The sequence below is a fragment of the Cupriavidus sp. FW216-B1 genome (genome assembly GCF_058789195.1).
This window is the reverse complement of the sequence record NZ_JBYTEL010000008.1, coordinates 104,232-117,540: the sequence shown is the minus strand read 5'-3', so window position 1 is coordinate 117,540 and position 13,309 is coordinate 104,232. Positions and strand designations below refer to the sequence as shown.

The window sequence follows — 13,309 nt, the reverse complement described above, 5'->3', positions numbered from 1 at the left end:
CTCCCCCGCGTGGCGGCATGCGCCCGCGGTGTTGTCTGTTTTTTGTCCCGTACTGCTGTCTCGGTACTGCTGTCTCGGTACTGCTTGCTCCTGGCCGGCCCGCGCCGCACCGGACCGGTTCCGCGCGGCGCGGGCCGGCGGGATTGCGCATTATCGCCGAAGCGCCCGCGCATGAAAAATGCCCGGGCTTGCCGGGCATCCTGCGTGACCGCGGTGCGGCGAGCGGCGGCGCGCGGAACGATCCACCCCGCCCGCCGCCGCCACGCCCGCCGCGCGTCAGGCGGCCGGCTTCTTCAGCTGCAGCGCCTTGTACTCGAGGAATTCCTCGAGCCCGTACTTGCCGGCCTCGCGCCCGTTGCCGGACTGCTTGTAGCCGCCGAACGGCGCCTGCATGTTGAACGGCCCGCCGTTGATGTCGACCTGGCCGGTGCGGATGCGGCGCGCCACGCGGATGGCGCGCGCTTCGTCGCCCGACCACACGCCGCCGCCCAGCCCGTAGATGCTGTCGTTGGCGATGCGCACGGCGTCTTCCTCGGTGTCGTAGCAGATGATCGACAGCACCGGGCCGAAGATCTCTTCCTGCGCCACGGTGGCCCGGGGGTCGACGTTGCCGAGCACGGTCGGCTTGACGAAGAAGCCCTTGTCCAGCCCCGCGGGCGCTTCCGGGCCGCCCGTCACCAGTTCGGCGCCCTCGTTCAGGCCGCGCTGGATGTAGCTGGTCACGCGCTCGCGCTGCGCGGCGGAGATCAGCGGGCCCAGGCGGGTGGTTTCCTGCAGCGGGTCGCCCACGGTGAAGGCATCGGCCACCTGCTTGGCGATGGCCTTGGCCTCCTCGTAGCGGCCGCGCGGCACCAGCATGCGGGTATGGGCCGAGCAGGTCTGCCCGGAGTTGAGGAAACAGGCACTGACGGTGCCCTTGACCGCGGCCGGCAGGTCCGCGTCGTCGAGGATCACCGAGGCCGACTTGCCGCCGAGCTCCAGCGCCACGCGCTTGACGCTCTGCGCGCCCAGCTCGGAGACGCGCTTGCCGGCGCGCGTGGAGCCGGTAAACGACACCATGTCCACTTCCGGATGGCTGGCCAGCACCTCGCCCACCACCGGGCCGTAGCCGGTCACGAGGTTGAACACGCCCGGCGGCAGGCCGGCGGCCTCGATCACCTCGGCCAGCACGAAGGCGTTGAGCGGCGCCACCTCGGACGGCTTGAGCACCACGGTGCAGCCGGCGGCCAGCGCCGGCGCCACCTTCAGCGTGATCTGGTTGAGCGGGTAGTTCCACGGCGTGATGGCGCCCACCACGCCCACCGGCTCGCGCACCACCAGCGAATTGCCGACCTCTTCCTCGAACGTGAAGTTCTCCACCAGCTTGGCCGCCTGCGCCCAGTTGTAGACCGGGCCGCCGACCTGGATGGCGCGGGCGAGCTTGATCGGCATGCCGACTTCGCCGGCGATCAGTTGCGCCAGTTCCTCGCTGCGCGCCTTGAGCCCGTCCGCGATCTTGCGGATATAGCCGGCGCGCACCGCCGGCGGCGTGGCCGACCAGGCGTCGAAGGCGGCGCGGGCGGCCTGGATGGCGTCCTCGGCGTCGCGCGCATGCCCTTCGGGGATGCGGCCCATGACGGCTTCGGTGGTGGAGTGGATGACGTCGATCTGGCCGGTGCCGTGGGGCACGACCCACTTACCGTTGATGAAGAGCTTGTCTCGTTGTTGCATGGCCACAGTTTTCAGTTGTTGAACAGGCGATTGCAAAATTTTTGTTACTTTTATGGTGCTCCACATTGTAGAGCGGTTTGGCGCCTCGTTTTTTTGCGGTGCGCCAGCCACCCGAACAACGTGGCGATAATCGGCCGAGCATGAGCCGAATCCGGGAACAGCGCGCCGCTCGCCGCTGCCGGCGCATAACAAGGGAGCAGACATGACCGACCCGGTGTTCCACAAGACCGAGCAGGGCCAGGACGAAATCCGCACGCGCGCGCGCAAGCTGGACCACAGGACGCGCGCGCTGCTGCTGATCGTCAACGGCGAGCGCCGGCGCAGCGAACTGCTGGCGCAGACCAGCGGCATGGGCGTAGGCCCGGAAGCCATCGAGGCACTGCTGGAGGCCGGGCTGATCCACGCGGGCGCCACCGCGCCGCCGGATATCGCCGCACCGGCCGCCCCGGCCGCCGCGCGCCGCGCCGGACCGGAAGCAGCCGGCAGCGTGTTCCCGGCCTACGCCGCGCGCGGCGTAGGCGGCAATGACGACGCCGGCCCCGCGACCTACCAGCAGCTCTATCACTTCTACACGGACGTCATCGGCCATCATCTCGGCCTGCGCGGCTACATGCTGCAGGTCAAGGTCGAGAAAGCCGCCGGCACGGCCGAACTCGCCGCGCTGCGCGGCCCGCTGTACGCGGCCCTGCACAAGGCCAAGGGCGAGATCACCGCGGCCGCCATCATCGACCAGCTCGACAGGATGGTGGGCGGCGAGGGGCGGTCGGGCAAAACAGCATAGAGATGGTCACCGCCACACCTCCCGGCATACGGTTGCGCTGCTGTGCCGCCTACGGTAGCCGTGAACGGCAACTATGATGCTCGCCGACATCCCGGGTATGCCATTCATGAAAGATAGTCGGATCACTGCACCACTGCCTCAAATAGATAGCTTGCCGCCCGCTCCCGCGGCCTTTCATTAAGTTCACGCATGACTTTGGGCGTCTAAGCCAGCCGGTACATAAGCCCCACATCATCCGCGGCTCCCCATCGTAGGTACGCTTCATTTCGATTGGCAAGGTCCCATGTCATTTTGATGTATGCTTTCCGATACTCGGGTACATCTATCTCAACTCAAGGGACAGGACTATGTCGAAGATTAAGATCAAGATGAAGCTGACGGGTTTCGAGTTGGAAATTGAGGGATCGAAGGAGGATGTTCCAGCTATCAGCCAGAGCCTCGGGCGGCAGTTGCAGGGCCTACTGCAACCACCGGAAACAATCCTCAATGGAGAATCTCACAGTGAGTTGCCGCTGACGTCAACTGTCCTTACCGCCCAGGAGGTTAGTAGCGACCCCACTGTGCGCAAAAAACCGAAGAAGCGCCGGACAACTGTGGTACCCGGAGTAATTGATGTTGACGATGGAGGCGCCGTCGATTGGCGCCATGATTCTTCGAAGTACGGTGTTCCAAGCCAGTCGTGGAACACCGCCAATAAGTCGCTCTGGACACTCTACGTTGTCACCCAAGAAACTGCGGAGAAAGAACTCTCTGGCCGGCGTATAGCGGCGACGTTCAACAAGCATTTTCGTCAAGCAAAGTCGGTGACTGTCACCAATGTGAATCGAGACTTGGGGCGCCTCAAACTCAAGAGGCCGTCGGTCGTGTCCGAGGATACGACGAAGACTCCGGCCGCATGGTACCTAACCGAAGAGGGAAACAAGCACGTTCAGACGCTTATCGCAGATGCGTTGGGACGTAACGTATAGTCAACGCAATGGCTTTGATCGACAAGACACGCCTTCTCTCTGAACTAAGCCCACCACTCGACCATCTGCTCTGTTCCCAACTGTTCGACGAATTTGTCTCGGCGGAGCGCCGCTACATTCAACGAGACTGGGAACCCGCGGAACTCGACGGTGGGCAGTTCTGCGAGATCCTTGCCCGCATTTACTACCACCTTGACTCTGGAACCCTTAGTCAGAACAAGGAGTTTGATGACTGCTGCAAGTATTTGGAAAATGAGCAAAATAAGCACAAACTTCAACCCCGGCGCGACGTAATCCACGTAGTTCATGTACTCCGAACCATCTACAAGTTTCGCAGCCAGCGTGGGGCAGTACACATTTCCCCGAGCTACCAGCCCAACCACATGGACTCCAAACTAGTCATCGAATGTGTTCGCTGGGCAATGAACGAAACGCTACGGTTATTCTGGAAAGGCGACCGTGAAACAGTTGCGCGGACTATCCGAGAATTGCTTCAGTTTGATGTCCCTAGCGTCGGAGACTTTGAGGGTATGCTGCTAGTGCAGCGCACCGATCTGAGCGCAGAGGAAGAACTCCTTATCCTCTTACATTACGGCGGCGAAGAAGGATTTGATCGCACCGAACTAGGAAAGCACGCAAAACGCGCCCCCTCAACCATCACAAATTCTCTCAAGAAACTCGCGTCACCGGAATGTCGGCAAATTGTCCAACTAGGAAATGGGCGATATAGGCTTACGGACTTAGGCTCTAGACGTATCAGAGAGCAGCTTTCCTCAAAGCTACTCCTCCACTAGACAAAACTGCTGTTCGTCCCTTACCGCTATCTTTTCTAAAAAATGGCCGCATCTGGCGACCCTTCATGCCGCTGACAAACCCAGCTTACTGCTAGCGTCTTGCGCGCCTCCGACTGGGATCCCAGCGACCCAAATGACTACGATAAAGCAACGTCCGCAGGCCTCAACAGTTACAATTACCATATTAGGACGCATCCTAGAAATTCAAATGCAAGAATCTTCAAAAGGCTGAACACTTTGGGCAAGAGTATACGAATCTATCTGGCAGATGGGGTTGCCACTGGCATTCGACATGGTGAAATCGTGAACTGGTCCGGACAAGGGATCGCTTGCCCCCGTGTGCGATTTCCCGAGTTGAAGGCATGGGCTGAGACAAGACGACCTGGCGTGTACTTCCTGTTTGGGTCTGACAGCGATGGCCGTGACGCTGCGTACATCGGGGAAGCAGAAGACGTCTTCGACCGAATCAAGAGTCACGTACAAGAGAAGGAGTTCTGGAACGAGTTAGTCGCATTCACAAGCAAAGATGACAACCTCACAAAAGCACATGTGAGGTACTTGGAATCACTGCTGCATGACATGGCCTGCAAGGCAGGACGTTATGCCATCCAAAATTCCAATACCCCACAAGAGGCAAGCCTACCTCGAGCAGACCAGGATGCCATGAAAGAGTTCATTGGGGACGTAAGGGTACTCCTGGGCGTTCTTGGACATCGCCTGCTGGAGCCTCTTCTACCTCAACCACTCAGCATCCAGACAGCGAAACAGCTTGATCCAATCACAGCAGACACTGCAAGCCTGGGAAGCAGCGCAGCAAGTCCTGTCTTTCACCTCAAAATGGGGGGCATCTCTGCACAAGCTATGCGAGGAGACGAAGGATTGGTAGTACTTGCTGGGTCCGAAGCTACGAAAGTTGACGCTCCGAGTCTATCCGGCGGATACAAGGCAAAGAAAGAGCGCCTTATCGCTGAAGGAACTCTGGTTGACGCTGGGGCAAAGCTCCAGTTCACTCGCGACTACCCGTTCTCGAGTCCGTCCCAAGGGGCGGCGATCATCGTTGGCTACTCAATCAACGGGCGAGACGCTTGGAGGACCAATACCGGCGAGACATACAAGCAATTCGAGCAGGCGCAAACCAGCCAGTTACCGGAAACGTTCTGAGTTAACGGGCGACAAGGGATGTCCCAAGCTCCCTCCACTTGGGGACATCAGGAACGGAGCAATCCTCGCTCATCCTGGCTGCGAAATGCAAAAGAAAAAAAGGGCCGCACACGGCGGCCCTCTTCTTCCGTCAACCGGTCAAGGCAACTCAGCCCGCGATGCCCTGCGACTCCAGGTACTCGTCATACGTGCCCAGGTAGTCGGTCAGCGTGCCGTCGGTGCGCACCTCGATCACGCGCGTGGCCAGGCCGCTGACGAACACGCGGTCGTGCGAGACGAAGATCAGCGTGCCGGTGAACTTGTCCAGCGCGATCTGCAGCGACTCGATCGACTCCATGTCCATGTGGTTGGTCGGCTCGTCGAGCGCCAGCACGTTGTGGCGGCCCAGCATCAGCTTGCCCCAGATCATGCGGCCCTTCTCGCCGCCCGACAGCACCTTGACCGACTTCTTGATGTCGTCGGCCGAGAACAGCAGGCGGCCCATCGTGCCGCGCAGCGACTGGTCGTCGTCGCCGGCCTGGGTCCACTGGCTCATCCAGTCCATCAGGTCGCGGTCGTCCGGGAATTCCTCGTAGGTGTCCTGCGGCATGTAGCCGACGTTGGCGTTCTCGGCCCACTTGATGGCGCCGCGGTCGACTTCCACGCCGCGCTGCACGCCGTTCTGCACGGCCTGGTTGAGCAGGCTGCGCAGCAGCGTGGTCTTGCCGGCGCCGTTCTCGCCGATGATGGCCACGCGCTCGCCGGCCTGGATCGCCATCGACAGGTTGTCGATGATCTTGCGGTCGTAGGTCTTGGTGACGCCGTCCGCTTCCACCGCGAGGTTGTGCAGCTTCTTCTCGAACTCGAAGCGGATGAACGGGTTCTGGCGCGACGACGGCTTGAGGTCCTCGACCTTGATCTTGTCGATCTGCTTGAGGCGCGAGGTGGCCTGGCGCGCCTTGGACTTGTTGGCCGAGAAGCGGCGCACGAAGTCCTGCAGTTCGCCGATGCGCTCCTTGGCGCGCGCGTTGGCCGCCATCTGGCGCTCGCGCGCCTGCATGGAGGCTTCCATGTAGTCGTCGTAGTTGCCCGGGTAGACCTTGAGCGTGCCGTAGTCCATGTCCGCCATGTGGGTGCACACGGAGTTCAGGAAGTGGCGATCGTGGGAAATGATGATCATGGTGGAGTTGCGCTCGTTGAGCACGTCCTCCAGCCAGCGGATGGTGTTGATGTCGAGGTTGTTGGTCGGCTCGTCGAGCAGCAGCACGTCCGGGTTCGAGAACAGCGCCTGCGCCAGCAGCACGCGCAGCTTCCAGCCCGGCGCCACGCTGCTCATGGTGCCCTGGTGCTGGTCGGTGGGAATGCCCACGCCCAGCAGCAGCTCGCCGGCGCGCGCCTCGGCGGTGTAGCCGTCGTACTCGGCATACTTGGCCTCCAGGTCGGCGGCCTTCATGTAGTCCTCGTCGGTGGCGTCCGGGTTGGCGTAGATGGCGTCGCGCTCGGCGGCGGCGGCCCACATCTCGGTGTGCCCCATCATGACCACGTCCAGCACGCGCATGTCTTCATAGGCGAACTGGTCCTGGCGCAGCTTACCCAGGCGCACGCCAGGCTCGAGGATGACGTTGCCCGAGGACGGCTCGAGGTCGCCGCCGAGGATCTTCATGAAGGTGGACTTGCCGCAGCCGTTCGCGCCGATCAAGCCGTAGCGGTTGCCCTCGCCGAACTTGACCGAGATATTCTCGAACAACGGCTTGGGGCCGAACTGCATGGTGATGTTTGCGGTAGAAAGCACGTCTGGAACCTTGTATGAATGAGGGGGCGCGGGCGGCGCGGCACCGGTGCGCACGGCACGGAACCGGCGCGGCGATGCCGCGGAACGCGCGCACGCGGCGAAGGGCGCGGTGCGCGGTCCCGGCATGCGGCCGGGAAGCCCGACAGAATCCCGGCCGGAGACCGGGAAATAACCCGCGATTTTACCATCCGCGGGCCCGGGAAAGAAGCGATCAGCCCCCGATGGGCATCAGATAGGGGCGGAAGCGGCCGCTTTCAACACCGGATAACCCGACAGCGCCAGCGAGAAGCCGTCCGCGCGTGCGCTCAACTGCGCCTGGCCGCCCACCGGCAGCGTCAGCTTGCGCGGGCAGTGGCCGAACGGCAGGCCGGTCAGCACCGGCACCGCCAGGCGCTCGCGCAGGTAGGCCACCACCGCGGGCAGGTCGTAGCCGTTGTCGTAGTCGGTCACGCGGTAGCTGGAGAAGTCGCCCAGCACGATGGCGCGCTGCGCGCCCAGCACGCCGGCCTGGTCGAGCTGCAGCAGCATGCGCTCGACGCGGTACGGCGGCTCGTTGACGTCCTCCAGGAACAGGATGCCGCCCTCGATGGCCGGCATGAAGCGCGTGCCCAGCAGGCTGCACAGCATGGCCATATTGCCGCCCCACAGCGTGCCGGACACGGTGCCGCTGAACGGCTGGCCGCCGGCCTGCGGCGCGTCCACGCCGATGGTGTAGGCCGCATCGTGCATCACGCCGGCGAAGTGTTCCCACATGAAGGGGTCGACCACCTCGGTGCCGAAGTCCGCCAGCAGCATCGGCCCGGCGAAGGTCACGCCGCCGGTGGCCGCCAGGTAGGCCAGCTGGAACGCGGTGAAGTCGCTGTGGCCGACGATGGGCGTGCCGGCGGCGCGCGCCTGCTCGGCGATGCGGGCGAAGTCCACGCGCTCCAGCAGCCGCGCGATGCCGTAGCCGCCGCGCACGGCCAGCGTCAGTTCGCGCGGCGCGCCGGTGCCGATGGCGTGCAGGTCCGCGAGGCGCTCGTCGTCGGTGCCGCCAAAGCGCAGGTAGCGGCGCGCCAGCACGTCCGGGTTGCCGACGTGGAAGCCATGCTGCCGGAGCCAGGCGCAGCCGCGCGCGGCGATGGCGACGTCGTGCGGATACCCCGACGAGGCGATCAGGCGGACCTCGGTCGGCGGCGTGGCGGGGTTGGCTGGCTGCGCTGGGTTCGGCATCGACTGGCTCATGCGTCTGGATCCGGGCTGGGGTCGGGGTGGCTTGGGTTGTCGCCGGTGGTTGTACCACAGCGCGCGCAGGCCGTGGGCGCGGCATCGGGCGCCTGTGCCGCCGGCTGTGGCTCCGGTTGTGGCGCCGGTTGTCCGGTGGATTGGGCAGACTGCTGCGCATCCTTCTGCGCCGCCTTCTGCGCGCGCCGCTTCGCCCCGAAGAACGCCTTGAGCATGCCGCCGCATTCGTCGGCCAGCACGCCGCCGGCGATGGTGGTCTGGTGGTTCAGCTGCGCCTGCCCGAACAGGTCGAGCACGCTGCCGGCCGCGCCGGTCTTGGGGTCGGCCGCGCCGAACACCACGTGGCGGATGCGCGCGTGGAGAATCGCGCCGCTGCACATCACGCACGGCTCCAGCGTCACGTACAGCTCGCACTCCGGCATGCGGTAGTTGCCGACCACCTGCGCGGCGGCGCGCAGCGCCTGCATCTCGGCGTGCGCCGAAGGATCGACCGAGCGGATCGGCAGGTTGTGGCCGCGCGCGATGATGGCGTCGTTCCACACCACCACCGCGCCCACCGGCACCTCGCCGGCGGCCTCGGCCAGGCGCGCCTCGGCCAGCGCGGCCCGCATGTAGCGGCGGTCGCGCTCGGCGGCGGGATCGGCCTCGCCGGCCCCGGCGGCTTCGTCGGGCTGCCCGGCTGCGGGCGGTAGCGGCGCGTTCATCGGATCGGTCGGGTCGGTCGGATCTTTCGGGTCTGGCATGCGCGGCGCGGCGCCTCAGTCCTGCGCGGGCAGGCTGAACGCGGCGCTGACCTCGGCCCAGCAGTTCGGCGTCTCGAACAGCACCAGGCGCGTGAGCTGCAACTGGTGGCCGAAGCAGTCCTTGAACACCGGCGCGAGGATGTCGAAGGCGATCTGCGCCAGGTTTTCCACGGTGGGAACGGCTTCCAGCACCACCGTCTTGTGCCCTTCCATCGACTGCAGGAAATTCAGCAGCGCGGTATCGCCGCGATGGATCAGGAAGGCGTGGTCCCACTTGTCGACCAGGTGCGCGTTGGCCAGCGCCTTGATGTCACCGAAGTCCAGGATCATGCCTTCGTCCGAGGCACCCGCGCTGCGCAGCACTTCGCCCGACAGCGTGAGGTCCAGGCGATAGCGGTGGCCGTGGATGTTGCGGCACTGGCCGCCGTGGTTGGGAATGCGGTGGCCGGAATCGAATTCCAGCCGGCGGGTGATGGAGACTTGCTTGTTCATGGATGCCGGTATGTGCAGGTGCGGTGATCGGGGCGGACGAAACGTTCGGGACGAGGGTCTGGACGATTGGCCGGGATCACCGGATACCTAGCAGCTTGTGAGTCTGCAGCGACAGGCGCCAGCGCGGGCGGCGCTGGCAGAACGCCACCGCCAGCGCGGTATTCTGCCGCGCCAGCGGGCCGTCCATCGCCTGCACCAGGAAATGGCGGAAATCGAGCCGCTCGTATGCGGCGAAATCCTGGCCGTCCTGCGGGATCACCACCTTGAGCTCGTCGCCGCGCGTAACCACCAGCTCGGCACCCATCTTGGGGCTGACGCAGACCCAGTCCACGCCGTCCGGCACCGGCAGCGTGCCGTTGGTCTCGATGGCGATCTCGAAGCCGCGCGCGTGCAGCGCGCCGATCAGCGGCGCGTCGAGCTGCAGCAGCGGCTCGCCGCCGGTGCAGACCACCAGCGGGCGGCCGGCGGCGCCGGCCTCCACGTCCCGTGGCCAGTGCGCCGCGACCTTGTCGGCGAGCGCCTCGGCGGTGCGGTACTTGCCGCCCTCGGTGCCGTCGGTGCCGACGAAATCGGTGTCGCAGAACTGGCAGACCGCGCCGGCCCGGTCTTCTTCGCGCCCGCTCCAGAGGTTGCATCCGGAGAAGCGGCAGAACACCGCGGCGCGGCCGGCGTTGGCGCCTTCGCCCTGCAGTGTGTAGAAGATTTCCTTGACGGCGTAAGTCATGCTGATGGCGATGCGATGGTAAGGCGGTTGTGAGTCTGTCGTGTGTCTTTGCGGGTGCGCGGCAGCCATTCGCGGCAGACGTGCGTGGCTGCGGATACGGGCGGCGGCGGAAGGCCGGCGGACGGATCGGGCCGGCGGGCGGCGATGCCGGAACGGCAATCCCGCGCGGGCGGCCGGCAAGCTGGCGGCCACCCGGAATCGATGGCCAATGGCCAGGCTACTGCGGCTAACTCGCTATTTTCGCACAGGTAGCGGATCGGCTCCAGCCGTGCCGGCCGCGCGGCGCGCTCCCGGCGGCACCTTGGCCCACTGCGCCGCCCGCAGCCGCGCGCCGACGAAGTCCAGGAAACAGGCGATGCGCGCCGACAGCTGCGTATTGAGGTAGTAGACCGCGTTGATCGACTGCCGCTCCTCGATGGTGTCGCGCATCAGCACCTGCACCAGGTCGCCGCGCCGGCGGTCCGCCTCGGTCATGAAGTCCGACAGGCAGACCAGCCCCTCGCCGGCGAGCGCGAGCTGGCGCAGGGTCTCGCCGCTCGATGCGGTCAGGTGCGGCGTGACGTGCACTTCCTCGCCCATCGCGCCGCGCAGCGGCCAGCGGTTGAGCGACTCCGGCTGGTTGAAGCCGATCAGGCTGTGGCCGGCGAGGTCGTCCACCGATTCGGGCCGCCCGCGCGCCTTGAGATAGGCCGGGCTGGCCAGCACGCGCACGCGGCTGCTGGCCAGCGGACGCGCGTGCAGCGTGGAGTCGCGCAGCGTGCCGATGCGGATGGCCACGTCGGTGCGGTGCTCGAGCAGGTCGATGATCTGGTCGTTGGTGTTGAGCTCCAGCTCGATCTCCGGGTAGGCGCGGCGGAACTCGCCCACCAGCGGCACCACCACGTGGAGCATGAACGGCGACGCCGCGTTCACCCGCAGCCGCCCGGCGGGCCGCTCGCGGCGCACCGCCATCTGCTCCTCGGCCAGCTCCACCGAGGCCAGGATGCTGCGCGCGTGGGCCAGCAGCGCCTCGCCCTCCTCGCTCAGCGCCAGCCGGCGCGTGGTCCGGTGCAGCAAGGTGGTGCCGACCTTGTCCTCGAGGCGGCCGAGCGCCCGGCTGATGCCGGACACGGTCTGCCCCAGTTGCTCGGCGGCGGCGGTGATGGAGCCGCTGTCCACCACGGTGGCGAAGGCCTGGAGTTCTTCGAGTGTGATCTTCATTCCCGAATACTAGCGCGCCGAAGCGGCGCCGCCGTATTCGGGTCCGGGCCATGCCGGCGGCTCAGGGCAGGCCGAGATAGTCGCGCTTGCCGATCGGCACGCCCTTGTGGCGCAGGATGTCGTAGGCCGTGGTCACGTGGAAAAAAAAGTTCGGCAGCGCGAAGCCCAGCAGGTAGGACTTGCCGTCGAACTTGACCGGCTCTGGCCGCAGCTTGAGCTCGACGATGCGGGTGTCGCTGCCTTCCAGCTGCGCCGGCTGGATGGTCTTCAGGAAAGCGACCGTCCTGGCGATGCGCTCCTGCAGTTCCGGGAACGTGGCTTCGTTGTCGGCGAACGACGGCATCTCGATGCCGGCCAGCCGCGCCGCGCAGCCCTTGGCGCTGTCGCTGGCGCGCTGCACCTGGGCCGGCAGCGGGTCCATGTCCGCCACCAGGCGGGTCTGGATCAGGTCCGACGGATCCATGCCCTGCGCCTGCGCGAACGCGGCGCCCTTGTCCAGGATGGCCGACAGATTGCCGAAGGCCCGCAGGAATACCGGGATCGAAGCTTCATACATGGAAAGTGACATGGGGGTGTCCTTGGCTGGGGTTGGCGGGCGCCCGCACCGGGGCGGACGCGCGACCGCGAGCATAAACCGTTTGCCGGCTTTGCGCAGGGCCGCGCCGGCGCCCTCCCCGCCCCCGCCCCCCTGCTTCAGGGCCGCTTCACCGGCGGCGCCATGTAGGTCGGCGCGATCGGCTCGCGGACGCAGCGCGCCAGGATCGCGTCGATGTCGGCCATGCTCTGCGCGTCGATGTGCCAGCCGAGGATCTCGCCGACCGGATCGAGCTGCTGCGGGCGGCGCGCGCCCCACAGCGCGATGGTCGGGCCCTTGTCGAGCACCCAGCGCACCGCCAGCGCCAGCACCGACTTGCCGAAGCGCTCGCGCGCCAGCGCCTCGAGCGCCTGCACCGCGGCCAGGTATTCCTGGAAGCGCTCGCCCGAGAACTTGGGGTCGATCTTGCGCAGGTCGTCGCCTTCATACGTGGTCGACGCGTCGATCCTGCCCGACAGCAGGCCGCGGCAGATCGCGCCGTAGCTCAGCACCGTCAGCCCGGTCCGCGCGGCGTAGGGCAGCACGTCGGCCTCGATGTCGCGCTCGAACAGGTTGTACGGCGGCTGCACGGCGTCCAGCGTGGCGACGGCGCGGAACGCGTCCATCTGCGCCGGCGAGAAGTTGCTCACGCCGATCGCGCGGATCTTGCCCTCGCGGCGCAGGTCTTCCAGCACGTGCGCGGTTTCCTCGAGCGGGGTTTCGAGGTCGGGCCAGTGGATCTGGTAGACGTCGAGCACGTCGGTCTGCAGCCGGCGCAGCGAGTCCTCGACCTCCGTGCGCAGGCGCGCGGCGCGCGAATCGCGGAAGACCTTGCCGTCCTTCCAGTCGAGCCCGGCCTTGGTGGCGATCTGCACCTTGCCGCGCAGGCCGGCTTCCTTCAGCGCCTTGCCGACGATCTCTTCCGAGCGGCCGAAGCCGTAGACCGGCGCGGTATCGATCAGCGTCACGCCCAGCTCCACCGCGCGCTGGATCGTCGCGATGGCCTCGCGCTCGTCGATGCCGCCCCACATCCAGCCGCCGATGGCCCAGGTACCGAGGCCGATGCGCGAGGCCCGGATGCCCGAGCTGCCGATTTCAATCTGTTCCATGCATGGCTCCGTCAAGTGTGGCTGCGAGCCGGCCGCCCCTTCGGTCAAGGGGCAAACC

General features: G+C 65.9%; 13 protein-coding genes. 3 read left to right on the top strand and 10 right to left on the bottom strand.

Annotation, left to right across the window (positions count from 1 at the left end; all coding sequences use genetic code 11):
* Nucleotides 1–276: 276 nt before the first annotated feature.
* The gene (locus AC3WXD_RS18575; protein ID WP_454731651.1) at nt 277–1,710 is read right to left on the bottom strand and encodes an aldehyde dehydrogenase family protein; all 1,434 of its coding nucleotides are present in this window, start codon (nt 1,708–1,710) and stop codon (nt 277–279) included.
* A gap of 202 nt (nt 1,711–1,912) precedes the next feature.
* Between AC3WXD_RS18575 and AC3WXD_RS18570 the strand changes: the two genes are divergently transcribed.
* Both AC3WXD_RS18570 and AC3WXD_RS18565 read left to right on the top strand, forming a co-directional pair.
* Nucleotides 1,913–2,491, top strand: coding sequence for a hypothetical protein (locus tag AC3WXD_RS18570; protein WP_492324393.1), 579 nt, complete (start codon nt 1,913–1,915; stop codon nt 2,489–2,491).
* A gap of 347 nt (nt 2,492–2,838) precedes the next feature.
* Nucleotides 2,839–3,459, top strand: coding sequence for a hypothetical protein (locus AC3WXD_RS18565; protein ID WP_492324392.1), 621 nt, complete (start codon nt 2,839–2,841; stop codon nt 3,457–3,459).
* Nucleotides 3,460–3,503: 44 nt separating this feature from the next.
* Here AC3WXD_RS18565 and AC3WXD_RS18560 read toward each other — a convergent pair whose 3' ends face one another.
* Nucleotides 3,504–3,767 (bottom strand): hypothetical protein, encoded by a 264-nt coding sequence (locus AC3WXD_RS18560; RefSeq protein WP_492324391.1) that lies wholly within the window; start codon nt 3,765–3,767, stop codon nt 3,504–3,506.
* A gap of 873 nt (nt 3,768–4,640) precedes the next feature.
* On the opposite strand from AC3WXD_RS18560, the gene AC3WXD_RS18555 reads away from it, so the two are divergent.
* On the top strand, nt 4,641–5,414 hold the full coding sequence (locus AC3WXD_RS18555) for a GIY-YIG nuclease family protein (RefSeq protein WP_492324390.1): 774 nt from the start codon (nt 4,641–4,643) through the stop codon (nt 5,412–5,414).
* Nucleotides 5,415–5,562: 148 nt separating this feature from the next.
* Here AC3WXD_RS18555 and AC3WXD_RS18550 read toward each other — a convergent pair whose 3' ends face one another.
* The 8 genes from AC3WXD_RS18550 to AC3WXD_RS18515 form a co-directional block, all read right to left on the bottom strand.
* Entirely contained in the window at nt 5,563–7,185 is a 1,623-nt protein-coding gene (locus tag AC3WXD_RS18550) for an ABC-F family ATPase (protein WP_059412776.1), read from the bottom strand.
* A gap of 228 nt (nt 7,186–7,413) precedes the next feature.
* Nucleotides 7,414–8,409, bottom strand: coding sequence for a muramoyltetrapeptide carboxypeptidase (ldcA, locus tag AC3WXD_RS18545; RefSeq protein WP_492324389.1), 996 nt, complete (start codon nt 8,407–8,409; stop codon nt 7,414–7,416).
* Nucleotides 8,406–9,113, bottom strand: a complete 708-nt coding sequence (gene tadA, locus AC3WXD_RS18540) for a tRNA adenosine(34) deaminase TadA (protein WP_492324467.1) — start codon at nt 9,111–9,113, stop codon at nt 8,406–8,408. The genes ldcA and tadA overlap by 4 nt, the downstream gene beginning before the upstream one ends.
* A 54-nt stretch (nt 9,114–9,167) precedes the next feature.
* Nucleotides 9,168–9,644, bottom strand: a complete 477-nt coding sequence (queD, locus tag AC3WXD_RS18535; protein WP_020201641.1) for a 6-carboxytetrahydropterin synthase QueD — start codon at nt 9,642–9,644, stop codon at nt 9,168–9,170.
* A 76-nt stretch (nt 9,645–9,720) separates the two neighbouring features.
* A complete protein-coding gene (queE, locus tag AC3WXD_RS18530; protein WP_454731654.1) occupies nt 9,721–10,368 on the bottom strand; it encodes a 7-carboxy-7-deazaguanine synthase in 648 nt (215 codons plus the stop codon).
* 234 nt (nt 10,369–10,602) lie between these two features.
* Nucleotides 10,603–11,568, bottom strand: coding sequence for a LysR substrate-binding domain-containing protein (locus AC3WXD_RS18525; protein ID WP_492324388.1), 966 nt, complete (start codon nt 11,566–11,568; stop codon nt 10,603–10,605).
* A gap of 61 nt (nt 11,569–11,629) precedes the next feature.
* Nucleotides 11,630–12,136, bottom strand: coding sequence for a DUF1993 domain-containing protein (locus AC3WXD_RS18520; protein ID WP_029043308.1), 507 nt, complete (start codon nt 12,134–12,136; stop codon nt 11,630–11,632).
* A 125-nt stretch (nt 12,137–12,261) separates the two neighbouring features.
* Nucleotides 12,262–13,251, bottom strand: coding sequence for an aldo/keto reductase (locus tag AC3WXD_RS18515; protein ID WP_492324387.1), 990 nt, complete (start codon nt 13,249–13,251; stop codon nt 12,262–12,264).
* Nucleotides 13,252–13,309 lie beyond the last annotated feature (58 nt).

Excerpts from the sequence above, each read along its gene's own strand:
- AC3WXD_RS18575 (WP_454731651.1), bottom strand. The coding sequence starts at position 1,710 with ATGCAACAACGAGACAAGCTCTTCATCAACGGTAAGTGGGTCGTGCCC.
- AC3WXD_RS18570 (WP_492324393.1), top strand. The coding sequence starts at position 1,913 with ATGACCGACCCGGTGTTCCACAAGACCGAGCAGGGCCAGGACGAAATC.
- AC3WXD_RS18565 (WP_492324392.1), top strand. The coding sequence starts at position 2,839 with ATGTCGAAGATTAAGATCAAGATGAAGCTGACGGGTTTCGAGTTGGAA.
- AC3WXD_RS18560 (WP_492324391.1), bottom strand. The coding sequence starts at position 3,767 with ATGAACTACGTGGATTACGTCGCGCCGGGGTTGAAGTTTGTGCTTATT.
- ldcA (WP_492324389.1), bottom strand. The coding sequence starts at position 8,409 with ATGAGCCAGTCGATGCCGAACCCAGCGCAGCCAGCCAACCCCGCCACG.
- tadA (WP_492324467.1), bottom strand. The coding sequence starts at position 9,113 with ATGAACGCGCCGCTACCGCCCGCAGCCGGGCAGCCCGACGAAGCCGCC.
- queD (WP_020201641.1), bottom strand. The coding sequence starts at position 9,644 with ATGAACAAGCAAGTCTCCATCACCCGCCGGCTGGAATTCGATTCCGGC.
- queE (WP_454731654.1), bottom strand. The coding sequence starts at position 10,368 with ATGACTTACGCCGTCAAGGAAATCTTCTACACACTGCAGGGCGAAGGC.
- AC3WXD_RS18525 (WP_492324388.1), bottom strand. The coding sequence starts at position 11,568 with ATGAAGATCACACTCGAAGAACTCCAGGCCTTCGCCACCGTGGTGGAC.
- AC3WXD_RS18520 (WP_029043308.1), bottom strand. The coding sequence starts at position 12,136 with ATGTCACTTTCCATGTATGAAGCTTCGATCCCGGTATTCCTGCGGGCC.
- AC3WXD_RS18515 (WP_492324387.1), bottom strand. The coding sequence starts at position 13,251 with ATGGAACAGATTGAAATCGGCAGCTCGGGCATCCGGGCCTCGCGCATC.